Genomic DNA, 18,545 nt, shown 5'->3' with positions numbered 1-18,545 from the left:
GTCACAAATTGAGATGCGATCGTGTTGTCCGTCGATGGTGTTTATTAACTTTTGTATTGTTTTTTGTCAATCTTGGAAACTTCCTGGATTTATATCATACTTCTCAGTAGGCTTGAATTAGACTGTTGGCGCTGCGACATTGACGTTTCATGGGTTTCGATCTACTGATTTCCATCTGCTAATCTATTGTTAGTTAACTTTGTTTCTGATTAGGATCGATCGCGAACTTTAATTGCAATGATAGTCCCAGAGTTGAATAAATCAACTTTTGCGTTACGTTCTGGGGGCAATTATGTTATGTCATCCGCTTATCTGGGTTGCATCTCTCTCGCCTACTTGCTAACTCAGTTCCTTCCATGACCGTGACTATGGTTTAACTACGGTTAACTACGGTTTATCTGTTGTCCAGCTTGATTTGATACCATGCTGTATGCGAGGGGATTCAATTATGAGCTTTCGCCGCGTTTTAGTTGCTTTGGATCACTCCAGTAAGGATGATTGGGTGTTTGGTCGCGCGATCGATCAGGTGCATCCCCAGGCTAGTCATTTGTTAATTACCCATACGGTCAAAACCGATCGCGATGTGCAGGCGACGATGCCCACGTCTCTCGATATTCGCAATGCCCAGGATGCGCAGTCGATGTACGATACGCTGCGACGGGTGCAACAACATCGCCTAGAACATGAATTGAAAAAAGCGCGACAATGGATCGATCTCTATCTTCAGCAGGCGATCGCCAAAGGGGTTGCCACGCAGGTGGCTTGCCAAATGGGGAATCCAGAGTTGAAAATTTGTCAGCTTGCCGATCAATGGAAAGCGGACTTAATTGTGATTGGCCATCGCGAAAACCAAGGGGTGCGTCAGGTGGGTATGAATAGTGTCAGTCAATATATTCTGCAACATGCATCTTGTTCGGTGTTGGTGGTGCATGAAATGGTGCAGACGGTTGATTGGCCGGAGGCTGAGACTGCGACGAGCAGCCATCCGCAATCTCCAACCGTGGCGACCCATGCCTATCCTGACCCAGCGTCTTTGTCGTCTTACTCCAGTTATCAGGTAAATGCGTAAAACCCTCGTCACTGGAGCAATCCTGTCAGGACAAGTGACTTCCTAGAGCCAAGAATCCCCCCGTGCTTCAGATGGGGGAGTGTCAAGAGGCAACTTACTGCACCTTGCGAATTGGCGCAATCTTCGGATCAATAATCTTGTGTCCAGCTTTAGGAAACTTCACCCCTAAATTCACCTTGCTACCATTGCCAAACACATGGCTCACCTGACCTGTCCCAAACGCCTCATGGACTAACTTATCGCCCACCTTCCATTCCTGGGGGGGATTGTTCCGAGCTTTGAAGGTTGAGCTAGTTGCAGCCTTGCCAGCGGTTTTACTGCTAGCAACCCGCCCCGATGCCATTCCCTGACTCAGCCGGGACGGGATCGCTGACAGCGTATTGCTTTCCAGTAATTCCTTAGGTAATTCCGCAAGAAAGAGTGATGGCATTGCTGGTTCCCGGTTGCCATAGAGCCGCCGTTCCCGCGCATAGGAGATAAACAGTCGTTCCTGAGCACGGGTAATGCCCACATAACACAGCCGCCGTTCTTCTTCGATCGCGGCGGGATCATCCAGCGATCGATAACTGGGGAATAGCCCCTGTTCCAATCCCACCAGAAAGACCACCGGAAATTCCAACCCCTTCGACGAATGCAACGTCATGAGGGAAACGACCTCATCTTCGTTATTTTTATCGTCAAGATCGGATGCGAGGGCCGCACTGGCCAAAAATCCCGTTAAGCTACGATCGTCTTCGCTGTCTTCCTCAAATTGCAAGACTGCGTTGTATAACTCCTGCACGTTTTCCATGCGATCGATCGCTTCATCGGTGCCCTGCATTTTCAGATCATCTAAGTAACCCGATTCCTCCAACAAGTTTTGCACCAATTCTGAAGCAGACATCTGATCAAGCCGTTGACGATACTTGTGAATCAAGCTGGAAAACGCTAAAACCCCTTTAGCAGAACGGCCTGCCAGGGTTTTAACAGAAGTTTCATCGCTGAGAATCTGCCACAAAGATGTCTCTAATTCCGTGGCGGCTCTGACTAACGATTCGATCGTGGATTTGCCGACCCCACGTTTGGGGGTATTAATCACCCGCAGCAAACTGACTGTATCGGCAGGATTGGCAACCGCACGCAAATAGGCCAGCACATCCTTAATTTCTTTACGATCGTAGAAGCGTAGGCCCCCAATGATTTTGTAGGGCACGGCGGCACGGCGGAGGGATTCTTCCAAGGCGCGGGATTGGGCATTGGTGCGATAAAGGAGCGCGAATTTGCCCCAGGTCAACTCTGGATTGGTGCGCTCCAAGCTCTGAATTTGCCGCACCACAAATTCGGCCTCATCCACTTCATCCTCACAGCGATGGCAATAGACGGCTTCCCCTTCCCCGCGAGTAGCCTTGAGGACTTTATCAATGCGTTCGGTATTGTTCTCAATCAACGCATTCGCCATTTCCAGGATATTCGCCGTCGATCGATAGTTTTCCTCCAGCTTCACCATCGTCTGCGTTTCCGTATCGGCTTTACGATCGCCGAAGTCTTCTTGGAAGCCCATCAGGATGGTGAAATCCGCCGATCTAAAGGAGTAAATCGACTGATCTGCATCGCCCACCACAAAGATCGATCGGTGGTTCCAATCGTTGAACTTGCGCGGAGATTGGCCGTTGGTCGTCAATTGTTGCAGCAGATCGTATTGCGTGCGATTCGTATCCTGGTATTCATCAACCAAAATGTGACGGAAGCGTCGATGCCAGTAATCCCGCACCTGTTCATTTTGTTGAAATAGCTTTACCGGAAGCCAAATTAAATCATCAAAGTCCAGAGCGTTATTTTCCGCCAGTCGATCGAGGTAATGGTTATACACATCAGCAATAACCCGACCTCGGAAATTCGGCTGTTCCCGTTCTACCTCTGCTGGAGACAGTCCTTTGTTTTTAGCATTGCTGATGGCGTAGCGAACATTACGCGGCTCAAACTTCTTATCGTCTAAGTTCAGCTTATTAACAATGATATCTTTAATCACACTTTGGACATCGGATTCATCAAAGATCGAAAAGGTTTTCGTCCATGTCCGACCTTTTTCGTCAGTGTACTTCTCAATATCAAAGCGCAGAATTCGGCAGCAGAGGGCATGGAACGTGCCAATCCACAGGTCTTTGGTAATGGTTTTGTAGACCTGCGATCGCAGCTTGGTCTGTTCATATTCCGGCAAAGCATTCAAGGGTTTGCCATGGCTTGCCTGAGCCTGCTGATCGGCAAACAACCGCTCAATCCGATCCTTCATCTCCTTGGCGGCTTTGTTGGTGAAGGTGACCGCAAGAATATTTTCTGGATCCACACGATGGGTCAGAACAAGATTCGCGATACGATAGGTCAAGGCTCGCGTTTTGCCAGATCCAGCCCCCGCCACAACCAACAATGGCCCACAAAAGTGTTCGACCGCTTGCCGTTGGGACGGGTTGAGGTGTGCCAAAAAGTCCTGAAACTGAGCCATGGGTTTGCGCAGAGAAAATGAGAGACAGACCAAATACTCACAATAGCGTTTTCTGGGAGTTTTGGGCGATCGTCTGGCAAGTCGGATCGGTTCAGAAATTATCGCCTATGCAGAAGGAGATGAATCCTGTCCACAATTGCCCCCAGACGGCACTTCCTTGGGGTCAGAGTGAGGGGCGGATTCGGGGTCAGATTTAAGGTCAGACCGGGGAACGTAGTAGGAGTGAATCAGGAGCAACAACGCTGTTGTTCGCCAGGATTCATCTTCTTCCAAGTCCTCAGTGAGGGCGGGTAACGCAGCCACCATGCGATCGAGGAGTGCCTGGGCAATTTCGGTGTAGTAGGTAAAGGGATCTTCTCCAGCGGGGGATGGCTGTTCCCATCGTTGGATTAACCGTTGTTCGTCGAGTTGTAACAACTCCGGATACACAAACATGAGTCTTCACCCAACATCATGGACTCTAGTGTGACAAAGTTTGCAAATTTCTTGGCAAGAGGATGTGCCGATCGAAGATCTGTACACTGTAGTACAACGATTGATTAAAAGACATTAAGGAACGATTAACGCGCTATGGTATCTAGCGCAAGGATACCGTGGACTACTATCCCAGGAATAGGCAAAAGCGATCGACGGAATTAATAGACCCGATTTGAAGGCTAGACCGACTTAAAAACGGCTTTAAAACCAGGTTTGCATAAATCAATTTGGAATTACTAGCAGCAACAAGAAGCAACCATTGGAGCAATAGAATTCTACAAATCAGTATTCAATTGACAATCAGGTTCTCAGCCCATACAGGATCAATGCAGGTCAATATGGTTTGACCAATCGTCCGTAGACCTGATCCAGTCTCACGGTTTTCCAGTCTCACGGTTTTCCAGCACCATTGCCAGACACTTTGCCAGAAAGAGATCCATGAAAATCCAATGATTAAGCGTTTTTTAGGGACAGCCTGGGTTACAATGCATTGCCTGGATGGGCAATCTATTTCCTAGGCAATCATGCCTAGCAGATCACTCCTCCAGACTCTGATCAAGTGTCTGTCAAATGTCTGTCAAATGCTTGATTACAAACTCGAACACCAGGATCATTGTAGAGGTGTGGCAATGGTTGCAGCTGATCCGCATATGTCCAACTCCCCCCAACAAAAGCACCCCGATCGCTTTTCTGTGCTCGGGTTGCCCGTGCATCTCCTCCCCAACTACGCCAACTGGTTGGCCGATCGCCTACGCCATCGCCAAGGTTGCCATGTCGTCACGCTGAATGCGGAAATGACCATGCAGGCCGAGCAGAATCCGACCTTGGCGAACATCATTCATCAAGCGGATTTGGTGATTCCCGATGGGGCGGGCATTGTGCTTTACCTCAAGCTCTATGGCAAAACCACCCAACGCTGCCCCGGCATTGAACTCGCAGCCACCCTCCTGCGCCATGTAGCCTCGTCTGGCGATTCAGTCTTTTTCTATGGCGGTGCGCCTGCGGTGGCGGAACAGGCCGCAATCAATTGGCAACACCAACTGCCCGGATTACAGATCGCTGGCAGCCAGCATGGCTACCTCCAGGGTGAAGAAATGGCTGCGTTCCGGGAACAATTACGATCGCTACAACCGCGCATCATCTACGTCGGGCTGGGCGTACCGCGTCAGGAACTGTGGATTGCTGAACACCGTCACCTCTGTCCAGAGGCCATTTGGATTGGGGTGGGTGGCAGTTTTGACATTTGGGCAGGCACCAAGGATCGCGCCCCCGCTTGGCTCCGGGACAATCACCTAGAGTGGGTGTATCGCCTGTATCAGGAACCCTGGCGTTGGAAGCGGATGTTAGCATTACCGCAGTTTGCTTGGCGATCGCTGGTGTACCGAATGACCGGACGCAACCCCGTCAGCCGTGAATTGCGATAGGAACCCGTATTAGAAAGGAGTTGGTCACGTATGGCGCAGAGTTTGGTGAATCCCCAGGGCAGTCCTGCCGACCCGGTTGCTGAGGCAGAGCGGGGCCATTCACCACACCTATCGACCCACCCACCCACGCATCCACCAGCTGGGGAATCGCGCCAGTCCCCCACGGAGGAACGAGTCTCCCCCCAGGCGGCCAGGGAAACGATTATTCAATTGCGCAACGTGGGCAAAACCTATCGCAATGGCAGCCAAGCCCTGACGGGGGTGAATTTGGATCTCAAAAAAGGAGATTTCTATTTGGTGACGGGGCCGTCGGGCTCGGGGAAGTCCACACTGCTGAAGCTGCTGTATGGGGAAGAACGGGCCAGTAGCGGTGAAGTGAAGGTAGACGGCTGCGATTTGAATACCCTGCGGGGCGATCGCTTGGCCCGGTTGCGGCGGCGGATTGGGGTGGTATTCCAGGACTACAAGTTGATTTCCCGGCGTACCGTCGCGGAAAACGTAGCCTTTGTCCTGTGGGCCCAGGGCTATGGGCGGGCGGAAGTGGAACGGCGGTTGCAACCAGCGCTGAAAATGGTGGGGCTTCAGCACAAGGCTCAAGCGTTTCCGGAGGAGTTGTCTGGGGGAGAACAGCAACGGGTCAGCATTGCCCGCGCGATCGTGGGAACGCCCCCAATTTTGCTAGCGGATGAACCCACGGGAAACCTGGACCCCGATAACTCTCGCCAAATTTTAAATATCCTGAAGCGGCTCAACCAGATTGGCATTACGATTCTGGTCACGACCCACGATGAAAGCCTGATTCGATCGGCGGATTTACCGATCCTCCAGGTGCGCAATGGTCAGCTTTCCCTGCTACAACCTTAAACCTAGGACAACCTTAAACCTAGGACAACCTTAAACCTAGGACAACCTGAACGCTCAGCGGGAAGGTGTTCAAGCTGGGAAGGTGTTCAAGCTGGGAAGGTGTTCAAGTTAAAGTGGGAACAGAATTGCGGAAGTTCTCTCTAGTCAAGTGAAGTAATGCTACGGATGTCGAAGACCTTTTATTTTTTCGACAACATGGGAAGAAAGCTCTATTAAACTTGATCGATCGAACGGAACTATGCCCTCTGCAACTCAGCTCAAACTTTGGCGTCAACAAGCTGCGGATAAAATTTCCAGGTTGCTCACCGAGAACGACGGCACCGAACTGGTGACGGGCGATTTCAAAGTAGATGAACTCCTGCGGATTCTGAATAACCTGCCCAAGCGTCCGGCCAACCGCCCTCCCTATGCAGGCACCTTTCCTAATCTTGCAATCCCTGAGGCCCGCCGCAAAGCGGCTGATCTCTTGAAACAACGCATTCGGGCCATTACTGGGGAAACGTTGCAGACCCAGGATGGGCTGGTGGATGACACGCTGCGGGTGTTGCTGCGGGCCAACGATCGGCCAGACGGGAAATCTCCCTATGCCGAATTTTTCCCAGAAGAAAAAATTCCACCGGTGTCGGTCGATAATTTGCTGGATATTGCCCCCTATGCCGAACCGGCGCAGGTCAGGTTACTCTATCCCCACCTCTTGGTCACCATGGCCACCTATAAGATCAACACCCCCCTGCGCCAAGCCCATTTCCTGGCTCAGGTGGCCCATGAATCGGGTTCTTTTAACTATTTGGAAGAACTGGCGTCTGGGGAGGACTATGAAGGGCGGGAAGATCTAGGCAATGTCCAGGAAGGGGATGGGGTTCGCTTTAAGGGACGGGGATTGATTCAAGTTACGGGTCGCCACAATTACCGTCATTGTGGCACAGACTTGGGGATCGATTTGCTGGCCAATCCCACCCGCCTAGCCGATCCCGATTTGGCTTGTTTAAGCGCAGGGTGGTTCTGGAATCGGGAACACCTGAATAGTCTGGCAGATGAGGATGATCTCGATAACGTTACCTTGACGATTAACGGGGGGTATAACGGCTACGAGGAGCGCCGGGACTTCCTGATCGTCGCAAAACAGGTCTTGCAGGTGTAGCCCGAAGCACGGCAACGATTGAGCAATATCGGCGTAAACAAATGAACCCCCAGGAAGATTCTAGAATGGCTCCTGGGGGTTATCGTTTAGAAGACTGGATAGCAGCAAGCAACTTTCAATCAATCACTTTGTAATCAATCACGTTGCAATTAATTACTTTGCAGTCAATCACTTTGCAGTCAATCACTTGCGGGGAACAAGTTGCGCTAAGTAGGGTTTGCCTAGATCCTAAGAAGAACGACGATCGAAGAATAACTGCTCCATCCTGCGATCGAGGCTGACCAGTAGATTGCAATCTATAGAATTGGCAATTAGTCCATAAATTTAATCTATTTATTTATCTAGCCGATCTTGAATTCACCGCAGCGGCCTTGGGAACTTGGGATACCCTATCTAGCGCCCGCTTCAAAGGTGGGTGCATAGGCTTGTAGCAACGAACTGACCTGGGTCAGGATTTCGTCTTTGTTGTTGTTCTTGCCGATCGCTTGCCGTTCGGGGTAGAACTCTGGACGATCGAGGTTCTTCGCGATCGCTTCGTTGACACACTGGGCGATTAGGGGAGATAAATCTTCCTTCGCTTTCGATCTTTGGTAGGTGGCCCCTTCTTCCGTCGTAGCGTAGAGCGGGGGGAGACGGTTAAGAGCATAGGCGGCAATATCCCCCAGATCTAGGGTACGTTCGCTCGTGGCTTCAATTTCGGCCACCCGCGCGATCGCTTCCGTCAGCACCAACTCTTCCATGACGTTGATGAACTGCTTCCGGGGTACGGCCACCACTTCTCCAGTCAGCAGGGCACCCATCAGACGATCGAGGGACATATATTCTTCGATCGAAAGTTCTGAGGCCGTATCACAGATCCGTCCCACTTCCGCTTCCATGGCGGGAGTCAGATAACCATCCTGCAAGGCTTGTTCGACGATCTTCTCAATACTCATAGCGCTTTCCACTGGCTTGATCGTGGCGTGTTGAGATGGGTTTTATCCATCATGCCCCAGAATCGAGGTCTAGCAACACCCATTATGCACCACACAATTTATATACGTTTTCCCCTCAGTTGTATCAGGGAAATCAAGGATTCTCCAAGGAATTCCTCATTTTTTTTCCCGTGGCTTGATTGGGGACTGTTTTGGGCTGAGACCCGGAAATAGGAGCTAGGTCGGGAATTACGACCTAGCTCCGAATCAAGGCTCAATTCAAAGGGGAGAAAAGGGGGATGGTTTGATACCAAAACCCGTTCAGGAGACGGGGTGGGAGGTTGGCAGGCCGGGGCATCGCCCGATCGAGGTTGAAAGGCCAGAATGCCGATTTGGCAAGGTCGATCGAGATTATCCCCGCGATCGACCCCGTGGGAACCTGTGGGCCTGTAGTATCCTGAAAGTTAATCAACTGTAATATTTCTTCTCATCTGAGAGCGGCCTGTGCAGGAAGACTTTCGACTGATTGTGGATTTGGTGACCGTCCTGGCGGCGGCGGCGGCGGGTGGTTTGCTGGCAGCGTTGCTGCGCCAACCCGTGTTGCTGGGCTATCTGTTGGCGGGCATCATTGTGGGGCCGACGGGGCTGGGGCTGATTAAGGAACTGGTGCAGGTAGAAACCTTGGCGCAGTTTGGCGCAGCCTTTTTGCTGTTTGCCCTGGGAGTAGAGTTTTCCTTCTCAGAATTGCAGAAGGTGAAGTGGATCAGTTTAGGTGGGGGCGGTTTGCAGATTGCCCTGACGATTTTGGTCACCACGGGGGCTTCGTTGCTGATGGGCTGGGTGACTTCGCCGCCCCAGGGGGTGTTTCTCGGGGCGATTTTGTCGCTGTCTTCCACGGCAGTGGTGCTGAAGTCGTTGATGGAGCGCAATGAGACCGGGACAGCCCACGGGCAGGTGATGCTGGGCATTCTGGTGGTGCAGGATTTGGCCTTGGGGTTGATGCTGGCGGTGCTGCCAGCGCTGGATAAACCTGCGGAGGAAATTGGGCTAGCGATAGGCTGGGCTTTGGTGCAGACGGGGTTGTTTGCGCTGGGGGCGGTGGCGGCGGGAATTTGGGTGATTCCACGGCTGTTGCGGCTCCTGGCTAAGACGGAGAGCCGAGAACTGTTTTTGTTAGGCGTGGTGGCGCTGTGTTTGGGGATTGCGCTGCTGACGGAACAGTTGGGCCTGTCGATCGAGATGGGGGCCTTTGTGGCGGGGTTGATGATCTCGGAGGTGGAGTATGCGGATCAGACCCTGACCTATGTGGAGCCGATTCGAGATATTTTTGCGTCGTTGTTTTTTGCGTCGATCGGGATGTTGATCGACCCGGTGTTTTTGTGGAATAACCTGGAGCTGATTCTGGGGCTGGTGGCGCTGGTACTGGTGGGTAAGTTCCTGATTGTGACGCCGTTGGTCAAGGGGTTTGGCTATGACTTGAAGACGGCGCTGATCAGTGGTTTGGGGCTGGCGCAGATTGGGGAGTTTTCCTTTGTGTTGGCGAGTGAGGGACAGGCACTGGGGCTGGTATCGCGGCGGGTGTATTTGCTGATTTTGGGGACGACGGCGGTGACGTTGGTGGTGACGCCGTTTATTTTGCGGGCGGTGCCGCAGTTGCTGGCTTGGGCGGAGGCGGTGCCCTGGTTGGCGAAGTATTTGCTGAAGGCCGATGGACTGATGGACAGTTCGGACGAGTTGCCGCAGAAGAGCCATGTGGTGATCTGTGGCTATGGCTGGACGGGGCGTAATTTGGTCAAGCTGTTGCAGCAGCAGAATTGCCCGGTGGTGGTGGTGGAGCAGTCGGAAAGCCGGATTCAGCAGTTGCGAGATGGGGGGATTCCCTACATCTATGGCAATGCGGCGAGTTTGCATGTGCTGGAGAAGGCGGGGGTGGCGGAGGCGCGCAGCATGGCGATCGCGCTGCCGGATCCGATGAGTACGCGGTTGGCATTAAAGCGGACGTTGGAGATTGCGCCGGATTTGGATGTGGTGGTGCGGGCCAATCAGCCGAAGGATATCGAGATGCTGTACCAGCTGGGGGCACGGGAGGTGGTGCAACCGGAGTTTGAGGCGAGTTTGGAGATTTCAGCGCACCTGTGGATGGGCATGGGGTTGACGGAGAGTTTGGTGCAGAGTCGGATTCAGACGATTCGCAATGCACGGTATTTGGAGTTTCGGCCTGCGTTGTCGTCGGATGAGGTGTCGCGGGAGTTGAAGGCGGCGACGAGTGATTTGAATAACAAGTGGTACAGTATGCCGGATGATTCGCCGCTGCTGGGGATGACGTTGCAGGAGACGGATGTGTGGCGGCTGACGGGGGTGACGCTGATGGCGATCCGTCGGGCGGGGGGTTTGGAGGTGGATTACCCCACAGGGGAGGTGACGCTGGAGCAGGGCGATCGGGTGTTGCTGGTGGGCGATGTGGCGGAGATGAAGGCGTTTGAGGCGCTGGTGAAGGGAGAGGCGGCGGTTCCGGCTCAGGGGAATTCTTGCCAGTGGTTGCGGGTGCCGGAGGGCAGTCCGATCGTGGGGTTACGGATTCAGGAGTTGGCGTTGGAGGGGGTGCAGATTCAGGCAATTCGGCGGGAAGGCAAGTTTTTCCAGGGGCCGGAGGGCAGTGTGGATGTGCAGGCGAACGATCGGTTGTTGTTGTGTGGGACGGTGGCGGCGTTGATGGTGGCGCAGGTGCAGATTGTGCCGGAGTTAAGTTCGCCGCTGGGTTCGTCGATCGCGAGCTGAGGTTGGGGCTGAGGCTGAGGTTTCCGTCGGAATGCTAGGATCGGTGAGGATACTAGCCTTTTTGGATGGATTCCTTGCCGTGGCTGGGTTGAGGGTATGACTGAAACAGTAGTCGTTAGAAATTTTGCGGGTATTCAGAACCTGGAAATTGAGGTGAAGCGAATCAATGTTCTGATTGGCCCCCAGGCAAGTGGTAAGAGCATTTGTGCAAAATTACTGTTTTACTTCAAGCGGTTGATTGAGCAGTATTTCTTGGTGGTTGAAAGTAGTCAGACTCAAGAAGCGGTAGATGCTCACTACCGGGCTGTATTTGAGGAGTATTTTCCGCCGGAGGCTTGGGGAAAAGATGCGTTTTATATTCGGTATGAAATCTCGCCTATTTTTATCGAAATTAATGGTTGTCAGTTCGGGGAAGAGACTTTTTCCCTGAAGTATTCAGATGCTTTTTCAGCTGGGTTTACGGCTCTAAGGAAGACTGTGGATCAAGTTGCAGAAAGTGCAAATCAGAAATTGTCTTCAGATATGTTGAAGGTTTGGGCAAAACAGGCCCTAACTCGTTCTCTTTTAAAACGGTCTTGGATAGGCTCTTTGTCTGAAGTCATTGGGCAAGAAGTTGGGTTTTCTCAGCTGTTTATTCCGGCGGGGCGATCGTTTTTTGCGGTTTTGCAGGCTAATATTTTTTCTTTTTTGTCAAGTAATAACTCTCTCGATCCTTTTTTGCGGGAGTTTGGGGCAGTTTATGAAAATCTCAAGGATTCTCGCCAGGGGGATACGGGCGCAGCGGAAGGAGACAATGCTGAGATTGAAGCTGAGATTGAAGCTGAGATTCGGCGGTTGATTGAGGCGTCGCTGTGTGGGAAGCATGTGCGGGAAAAGGGAAGGGATTTTTTTGAGAGTGAGGATGGGCGGCGGATTAATGTAGCGAATTCGTCTTCTGGGCAGCAGGAAACGTTGCCGCTGACGATCGTGTTGGCGGCGTTGCCTTCTCTGGCAAAATCGCAGTCGGGGCAGACGGTTTACATTGAGGAGCCGGAAGCGCATTTGTTTCCGAGGGCGCAGCGCAGCATTGTTGAGTTGATTGCGACGGTGTTTAATTATCGAAAACATCATCTGCAATTTTTTATTACGACCCATAGTCCCTATGTGCTGACGGCGCTGAATAATTTGCTGCAAGCGGGGATGCTCTACGGTGAGGTGGAGGGGGAGATGGGGCGGCAGTTGGCGCAGGTGGTGCCGATTTATAAAGCGTTGGGGAAGGGGGATTTGGCGGCCTATGTGGTGGAGAATGGGACGGCGAGGAGTATTGTTTCTGCGGAGACGGGGTTGATCGATGCGGAGGTGATTGATTCTGTGTCGAATGAGTTGGCGATCGAGTTCGATCGGTTGTTGGATCTGGTTTGAGTGCGGTATGAAAAATATTCCAGCGCGGTGTCAGGAATTGACTCAGGATCGGCGCATTGTTTTTAGGGAAAAGCGCAGCCAGATTACGTTTGTCAATGCGGCGCAGGTTGAGGTTCTGAAAATCAAGGTGGATGGGTGTGTGGTGTGTGATGGGGAGACGCTGCGCTGTGATTTCGCGTTGGTGCCCGATCGGGATGTGGAAATTTATGTGGAACTGAAGGGGAGTGATGTGGCCCATGCGGTGGAGCAGTTGAAAAGCACGATCGGGCTGATTTCGGAGGATCCGAAGCGTTTCAGGAAGCTCTGTTTTGTGATTTCGACGCGGGTGCCTCGGCAGGGGACGGATCTTCAGAATTGGCAGGTGGCGTTTAAGAAGCTGTTTAATGCCAAGCTTCAGGTGAGGAGTGGGCAGGCGGAGGTTGATTTGGGGCAGGTGGTGGGATAAGCATGGTCGCCTAGCAATCCAAGGTTCGATCGCGGACGTAATCCTATTTGTTCTGCCTGTGATGGGCGCAAGTAGGAGGGATTTGCTATGGAAGGGTGGTGGGGTGGGGGTGGAGCAGGGGACTGAGGGTTAGGGTTGTTGGGTGGTGAGCCAGTGTTGGAGGTCTTGGGGGGTTTTGAGGTCGAGGAAGGCGTCGGTGAGGGCTTGGCGGGATGGGGGGCTGAGTTGGCGGATTTGTTGGGTGAGGGGTTCGCTGAGGGGGCCGAGGTGCCGATCGAGGAGGCGCAGGAGGATGAGGAGTTCTCCTTCTTGGCGACCTGATTGCAGTCCGGCTTGGCGGCCTTCTTGGAGGATTTCTTGGTAGGTGACGGATTCTCGCATGATGTCTCTCCTTAAGATCCGGCTGGTGATGTCTTGATTTAATACTAATCCGGCGAGGATGTAGGCGGTGCCGGTGAGGTTGCTTTGTTGGCGTCGATCGGGGAGTTGGTCGATTTTTTGGGCGACTTGGCGGAGGGTGGCAATGGGGTCTGAGGTTTGGCTGAGGACGGCGAAGGGAAGGAGGCCGGGGGTGTTGAGGAAGCGATCGGGGGGATGTTCCCAGAGGCGGAGGATGTTGTATTGGGCAGTGAGGTTGGGGAGGATGAATTGGTTGTTGTGGACGAGGGGGGAGGTGCTGGGTTTGAGGTAGATGACGTATTGGTGGAGGTGTTTGTTGGGGTAGCGGCGGTAGATGCGGAGGCAGTAGTCGGCCATGCGGAATCCCATGGCTTCGTCGGGGCGGGTTTGGAATTCGATTTGGAGGACGGTGTCCTCGTTTTGCATGAGGATGAGGGCGTCGGCGCGGATGGGTTCTAGGGAGAGTTCGGAGGGGCTGAGTTCTTGGAATGGGGTGGGGGTGCCGAGAAGCCAGGTGGCAAAGTCGGCGGAGAATTGTTCGACGAGGAATTTGCAGGTGAGATCAAACATGGTTCGATCGTACCATTTTGGGGGATTTGGGGAAGGGGGGAGGGAGGTGATGCATAGAAGAAAAAAGTAAGGAAAGGGTAAGGTTTTTGGGGAGTTTTTGGGGAGATCGTGAAGAGATTGTGGTGGGTAGGGGAATTTTGCGTAATTTTTGGATAATTTTCTAAAGTTGCTTTCCGTCAAGGTATTTTTTATTTAGAATAAGTAGTGTGCCGTTTTGGGTACGTTTAGTCAGGATGGTCGATCGAGTGTGGTTCTCAACGAAGCCGGTTCGATCGATGGATGTGTGTTTCTACCCGTTGTTTAATTTGTTTTTTGTTTTTTGTTTTTGACTGCTCTGTGTTAGACATTTAGCGACGATCGAACGGATTTGTTATGGCGACGAAGCATGATGTGGGGCTGCGGGTGCGAATCCTGCTGTTGTTGTCGGATGGTGACTTGCGCCGGAGCGAGTTGCTGAAAGGTTTACGGAAGAAGGGTGAGACTGCGAAGTCCCATCAGGCTGCGTTGGATCAGTTGGTGAAGGATGGATTGATAGCGGTTTCGGCTGAGCGTTTTCCGATGGCAAGTTTGCTGGATGCGGGCAGATCGCAGTTACAGCAAGATTTGCTAAATAAAGAGTTTGAGTTTACTAGTCAAATTGGGAAGCGATTCGCGAATTTGCTGCTGGGTGTGATGCGATCGGCGATCGGAAATGCGCCAGTGGTTGTTGCATCTAATGGTCATAATGGGCATTCTACGATCGAATCCTATGAAGAATTTAAGACCGTTGCTTTAGAAACATTTGACACCCTGAATCGAAGCTTTAACCTCGATAATTTAGTGCCAATCTATCGAATTAGAAGAGAGATTGGTGAGAAGGTATCGCGAGACAACTTTGATGAATGGTTGCTAGAAATGCAGGCTGAAGATATTGTTCAGCTTCAAGGAGGTAGCCTGCCGGATGGTGATACCTCCAAGCTAGAAGATTCGATTACCACCGAATTGAGTGGCTTACGTTGCTATGCAACAATTCTGAGTCAGTAGATTAAAAGCATCATTTTTCAACACTCCTGTTCCCACCCTTCATTCATCTAGCAGGTTCTATATGTCCACAAGTTCGATGGATTCGTTGCATCAAGTCATTTGTGCAAACAATCCTTTCGTAGAGTTTATAGTTCGTACACAAGATGTATGGGGCAAGGGATTTCCTGATGAGCCATCTTTAAATGCCCATGCATCAGATGCGGTATTCAAGGCGATTGAAGAACTAGACAATCGGCAACGCAAAGTAGCAGGAATCACACTAAAAGCTGAAAAAGGTTTAGGAAAAAGCCACATCATTAGTCGAATTCGGCATCGAATTCAAGAGAGAGGGAATGCACTCTTTATCTACACGGGCGACTATGGAGATTTCAATCAAATTCGTGCAGAGTTTTTAAAAAGCCTAGCTCTTAGCTTGAAACAAGTAGGCAGCAAGAACGTAATGCAGTGGCAAGAGCTTGCTACAGATTTACTCAATGACGTTTTCAAGAAAAACTTTCATCCCTATGACTTGCAAAAAGCAATCCCCCGCAAAATCAAGGAAAATCCTCAATGGATAGACAATATAACAAGCCAAGTTTGTGTTGCCAAACCCGATATTAGTAATCCAGATTTGGTTCAGGCAATTTTATGGACTCTCTCACCAGTTCATGCGCCACATGCAATCAATTGGCTTTCTGGGAAAAATCTACCTCAGAGTAAATCAGATAGTCTTGGCCTCCCAAATTCCAATACAGAAGACCGTGCTTCTGAAGCTTTTGATATTACTTGTCAAATTCTTGACTTGATTAGCAACTACAAATCAATTGTAATTTGCTTTGACCAACTTGAAGGCACTGCTATCAATGATGCTGGCTACACTAAAGCTCAAGTTGTTGCCAACTTAGGAATGGATTTATACAACAATATTCAGAGAGGAGTTTTATTAACGGCAGTATACCCTGATATTTGGGTACACCAAATCCGAGCACTTCCTTCTGCCGAAGCAGTAATAGATAGAATTGGAGAGCTTACAATTGATTTGAAATATCTGAATGCCGATGATGTTATTTCTTTAGTTAAACGGAGATTGGATGTTTTCTATAGTGAGCATCAACTCATTCCTCCACATGCACTATATCCTTTGGATGAATTAACTCTGCGGGAAAAAGGAAAGCAAAAAGCAACTGCCCGAGATGTTCTTCAATGGTGCTATAAAAACTGGAAGGTCGAATTAGATAAGGTTCCGCCTACCGAGAAACAAGACAATTTGGTAGAGCTTGCTTATCGAAAAGAGCTGGCCATTCTAAATCCTGATGACTTCATTGACGACAAAGCCAAGCTAGCTAGGGCACTTAGCTTTGGTTTTGAGAATTTGATTGGTAAAACTTTAGAAGGTGTACATATTGAAGCTGTAGATACTAATGTAGCTCCAAAGGCTGCCAATAAAGGTTTCATAGATTTTAGGATTTTAGGGACAGAAAACTCCCAAACTGTGAAAATTGGAGTCGCTGTCATTCAATATCCTGTTGGGATTGGCGTGCAAGCAGGATTAAGCCGATTGATTGATTATCAAAAGTTCGACCTAACACGAGGTTGCTTAATTCGTACAAAAGATATTTCTCCTGCTGCGAAAAAGGCGCAACAACTTCTTGAACAGTTACTTCAACAACTGGGAGGAGAGTGGCCACGTTTTGAAGTTGATGATTTGATACCTCTTCTTGCTATTCGTGCAGTTTTTGATGCGAGAGAAGATTATGATTTCACTGAGCAAGAAATCAGGAATTTTATTAGTCAAAACAAAATTGCTGAAAATAATCCATTGCTGTTAGAAATTTTAAGTGATCCATCAGGCTCAAAACCTACCAACCTCATAGATGAGGATGCTGATATAGAAACTCTAGATATTTTGAGTTCTGACGTGGATGAGTTGACGGATAGCTTGAATTTTGGTGATGCTGCGTGAAAACTGAGCAGACATTTACAATGTTATGTCTACCTGCACCTGATGTAAAAGGGCTAGCAACAGGTCAGTTAATTTTTGCATTTCCATCAATATTTATCCGCACTGGCCAAAGTTTTTTACTATGTCCTTCAGAAGTTTTATGTGACAGTGATTCAATCGAATATTGCTATAAACCTGATTTTCATCAGTCAGCAAGAAATTCTTTGTCTGCCTTAGAATTGGACTGTCCAGAGATTGAGTACTGGGCAAAGTGTGAAAAGTGTTCCATTTTTAATAGTATAGATAAGATAGAGGCCCTATCAGCCTTATCTATCTGGACACGAAATTGGCTGACTTCCAAATTAAATAAGCAGCAAAGCCTCTTTCTAGCAATTTTAAGGTTGTATAAACTAACATCTCCTTTTACTTTGCCGCCTGAAATTATTTATCAAGATCGGGTGGGGAAATATGTTAGTCTTTCTACTTCTTACCACATAGAAATTAATCAACCAATTTTACAAGATCGTATTTTCGAGAAACGCAAAAAACAGCTTGAAGAACTTCGTGCTCCAGAAAACCCAGAATTAGAAACTCTACACAGCCAAATTAGTGAAATCCTCGTAACTAACCCCGCTGCAAAACTATTAGAAAAGGATCTCACAGACTTCCTAGGTTGGGCATCAACTCACGATACAACCCCAAACACCCCCGAATTAGAGTGGATTGACCGCATCGCCACAGTTGGCAACTCCAGCGATGGTAATTCCTTTGAAAAAATGGTGCGGAAAAGTCTAATTCAGTTAGGCTTTAGCAACTCACTCAATAACTCAAGAGCCAGCCTAGACCCAGACTCCTCTGGCGGAGCAGGTGGCATCGATGTTTATTGTGATGCACCCTTTAGCCTCGTTGGAGAATGCAAAGCTACTAAGCATGAAACAGTTCCTAATAGCGTTTCAGCACAACTCATTCACCTAGGACATACCCATCTTGGTAAACCAACCTTCGATCGATCTGTTAAAATAATTTTCGCCGCCGGAGAATTAACTAGTCACGCTAAACAAGCCGCAGCCGAAAATCAGATGAATGTTATGCGCCCAGAAACCCTCCAAAGACTTGTCACGCTGAAGATCAAACACCCCGGTAGCATTGACCTTCAGCAATTAAAAGTCTGCCTAGAAACGCAACCCTTTGGACAAGACTCTGACGATAAAGTTAATCAATTCATTGACAGCATCTACCAAACCTTAAAAATCAGAGCGCACATCATCCAAGTTATCAAGAACTACCTTGATAGTGACATTGCAATCAATACACAAGCCAAACAGGTTGATAGCACCTTGGTCTATGGTTTATACCTCGGTTCCAATCCTCCTATTGCACTGACCCCTGAGCAACTCAAAGAAATTTTGATTGAATTAGCGTCGCCGTTGTCAGGATATTTAGGCCGCGTACCGGGAACCGATCGCTTCTACTTTTTGCGAGAACTGTCGATCGCCTAGCGCGAGGAAACCAGGTAGATCAGCCAAATGCAAAGTTTTGAAACAGGGATTGACAAAACCGAATCCTTATCTCTAGGCTGTTAACTTAAGTTCTTTCTGCATCCGGTTCCAACCCGCAGAAAGCGCCAAAACCCAAAAAAA

At 49.9% G+C, this 18,545-nt stretch carries 15 protein-coding genes; 11 read left to right on the top strand and 4 right to left on the bottom strand.

Translation table 11 applies throughout. The features are described 5' to 3' along the window. Nucleotides 1-448 precede the first annotated feature (448 nt). Nucleotides 449-1,069, top strand: coding sequence for a universal stress protein (locus tag H6G21_RS12980; protein WP_190573844.1), 621 nt, complete (start codon nucleotides 449-451; stop codon nucleotides 1,067-1,069). 94 nt (nucleotides 1,070-1,163) lie between these two features. Here H6G21_RS12980 and pcrA read toward each other — a convergent pair whose 3' ends face one another. Together pcrA and H6G21_RS12970 are read right to left on the bottom strand one after the other, a co-directional pair. Then, a complete protein-coding gene (gene pcrA, locus H6G21_RS12975; RefSeq protein WP_190573843.1) occupies nucleotides 1,164-3,548 on the bottom strand; it encodes a DNA helicase PcrA in 2,385 nt (794 codons plus the stop codon). Nucleotides 3,549-3,653: 105 nt separating this feature from the next. After that, nucleotides 3,654-3,983: a hypothetical protein gene (locus H6G21_RS12970; protein WP_190573842.1), complete on the bottom strand. Its 330-nt coding sequence runs from the start codon at nucleotides 3,981-3,983 to the stop codon at nucleotides 3,654-3,656. A 692-nt stretch (nucleotides 3,984-4,675) separates the two neighbouring features. On the opposite strand from H6G21_RS12970, the gene H6G21_RS12965 reads away from it, so the two are divergent. The 3 genes from H6G21_RS12965 to H6G21_RS12955 all read left to right on the top strand — a co-directional run bounded on the left by H6G21_RS12965 (nucleotide 4,676) and on the right by H6G21_RS12955 (nucleotide 7,454). Further along, nucleotides 4,676-5,449: a WecB/TagA/CpsF family glycosyltransferase gene (locus H6G21_RS12965; RefSeq protein WP_190573841.1), complete on the top strand. Its 774-nt coding sequence runs from the start codon at nucleotides 4,676-4,678 to the stop codon at nucleotides 5,447-5,449. 30 nt (nucleotides 5,450-5,479) lie between these two features. Further along, entirely contained in the window at nucleotides 5,480-6,313 is an 834-nt protein-coding gene (gene ftsE, locus H6G21_RS12960; protein ID WP_190573840.1) for a cell division ATP-binding protein FtsE, read from the top strand. 238 nt (nucleotides 6,314-6,551) lie between these two features. Continuing rightward, on the top strand, nucleotides 6,552-7,454 hold the full coding sequence (locus H6G21_RS12955) for a glycoside hydrolase family 19 protein (RefSeq protein WP_190573839.1): 903 nt from the start codon (nucleotides 6,552-6,554) through the stop codon (nucleotides 7,452-7,454). Nucleotides 7,455-7,843: 389 nt separating this feature from the next. Here the strand turns inward: H6G21_RS12955 and H6G21_RS12950 are convergent, their stop codons facing one another. Then, the gene (locus H6G21_RS12950; RefSeq protein WP_190573838.1) at nucleotides 7,844-8,389 is read right to left on the bottom strand and encodes a late competence development ComFB family protein; all 546 of its coding nucleotides are present in this window, start codon (nucleotides 8,387-8,389) and stop codon (nucleotides 7,844-7,846) included. A gap of 283 nt (nucleotides 8,390-8,672) precedes the next feature. Between H6G21_RS12950 and H6G21_RS12945 the strand changes: the two genes are divergently transcribed. The 4 genes from H6G21_RS12945 to H6G21_RS12930 all read left to right on the top strand — a co-directional run bounded on the left by H6G21_RS12945 (nucleotide 8,673) and on the right by H6G21_RS12930 (nucleotide 12,992). Then, entirely contained in the window at nucleotides 8,673-8,846 is a 174-nt protein-coding gene (locus H6G21_RS12945) for a hypothetical protein (protein ID WP_190573837.1), read from the top strand. Between the two features lie 26 nt (nucleotides 8,847-8,872). Further along, nucleotides 8,873-11,146 carry a cation:proton antiporter gene (locus H6G21_RS12940; protein ID WP_190573836.1) on the top strand — a complete coding sequence of 758 codons (2,274 nt, stop codon included), beginning with the start codon at nucleotides 8,873-8,875 and terminating at the stop codon, nucleotides 11,144-11,146. A gap of 96 nt (nucleotides 11,147-11,242) precedes the next feature. After that, nucleotides 11,243-12,547 (top strand): ATP-binding protein, encoded by a 1,305-nt coding sequence (locus tag H6G21_RS12935; protein ID WP_190573835.1) that lies wholly within the window; start codon nucleotides 11,243-11,245, stop codon nucleotides 12,545-12,547. Nucleotides 12,548-12,554: 7 nt separating this feature from the next. Continuing rightward, complete coding sequence (locus tag H6G21_RS12930) at nucleotides 12,555-12,992, top strand: hypothetical protein (protein WP_190573834.1); 438 nt, start codon at nucleotides 12,555-12,557, stop codon at nucleotides 12,990-12,992. 129 nt (nucleotides 12,993-13,121) lie between these two features. Here the strand turns inward: H6G21_RS12930 and H6G21_RS12925 are convergent, their stop codons facing one another. Further along, the gene (locus H6G21_RS12925) at nucleotides 13,122-13,961 is read right to left on the bottom strand and encodes an Rpn family recombination-promoting nuclease/putative transposase (RefSeq protein WP_190573833.1); all 840 of its coding nucleotides are present in this window, start codon (nucleotides 13,959-13,961) and stop codon (nucleotides 13,122-13,124) included. Nucleotides 13,962-14,333: 372 nt separating this feature from the next. On the opposite strand from H6G21_RS12925, the gene H6G21_RS12920 reads away from it, so the two are divergent. From H6G21_RS12920 to H6G21_RS12910, 3 genes are all read left to right on the top strand, one after another. Further along, complete coding sequence (locus tag H6G21_RS12920) at nucleotides 14,334-14,984, top strand: hypothetical protein (protein WP_190573832.1); 651 nt, start codon at nucleotides 14,334-14,336, stop codon at nucleotides 14,982-14,984. Nucleotides 14,985-15,045: 61 nt separating this feature from the next. Next, nucleotides 15,046-16,926, top strand: a complete 1,881-nt coding sequence (locus H6G21_RS12915; RefSeq protein WP_190573831.1) for a hypothetical protein — start codon at nucleotides 15,046-15,048, stop codon at nucleotides 16,924-16,926. Then, nucleotides 16,923-18,404: a DUF1802 family protein gene (locus H6G21_RS12910; protein ID WP_190573830.1), complete on the top strand. Its 1,482-nt coding sequence runs from the start codon at nucleotides 16,923-16,925 to the stop codon at nucleotides 18,402-18,404. The genes H6G21_RS12915 and H6G21_RS12910 overlap by 4 nt, the downstream gene beginning before the upstream one ends. Nucleotides 18,405-18,545 lie beyond the last annotated feature (141 nt).

This window comes from Alkalinema sp. FACHB-956 (assembly GCF_014697025.1).
In the GTDB taxonomy this organism is placed as follows: Bacteria; Cyanobacteriota; Cyanobacteriia; order Leptolyngbyales; family Leptolyngbyaceae; genus Alkalinema.
The sequence above is the reverse complement of the archived record's forward strand: the minus strand, read 5'-3'. Positions and strand labels throughout refer to the sequence as shown.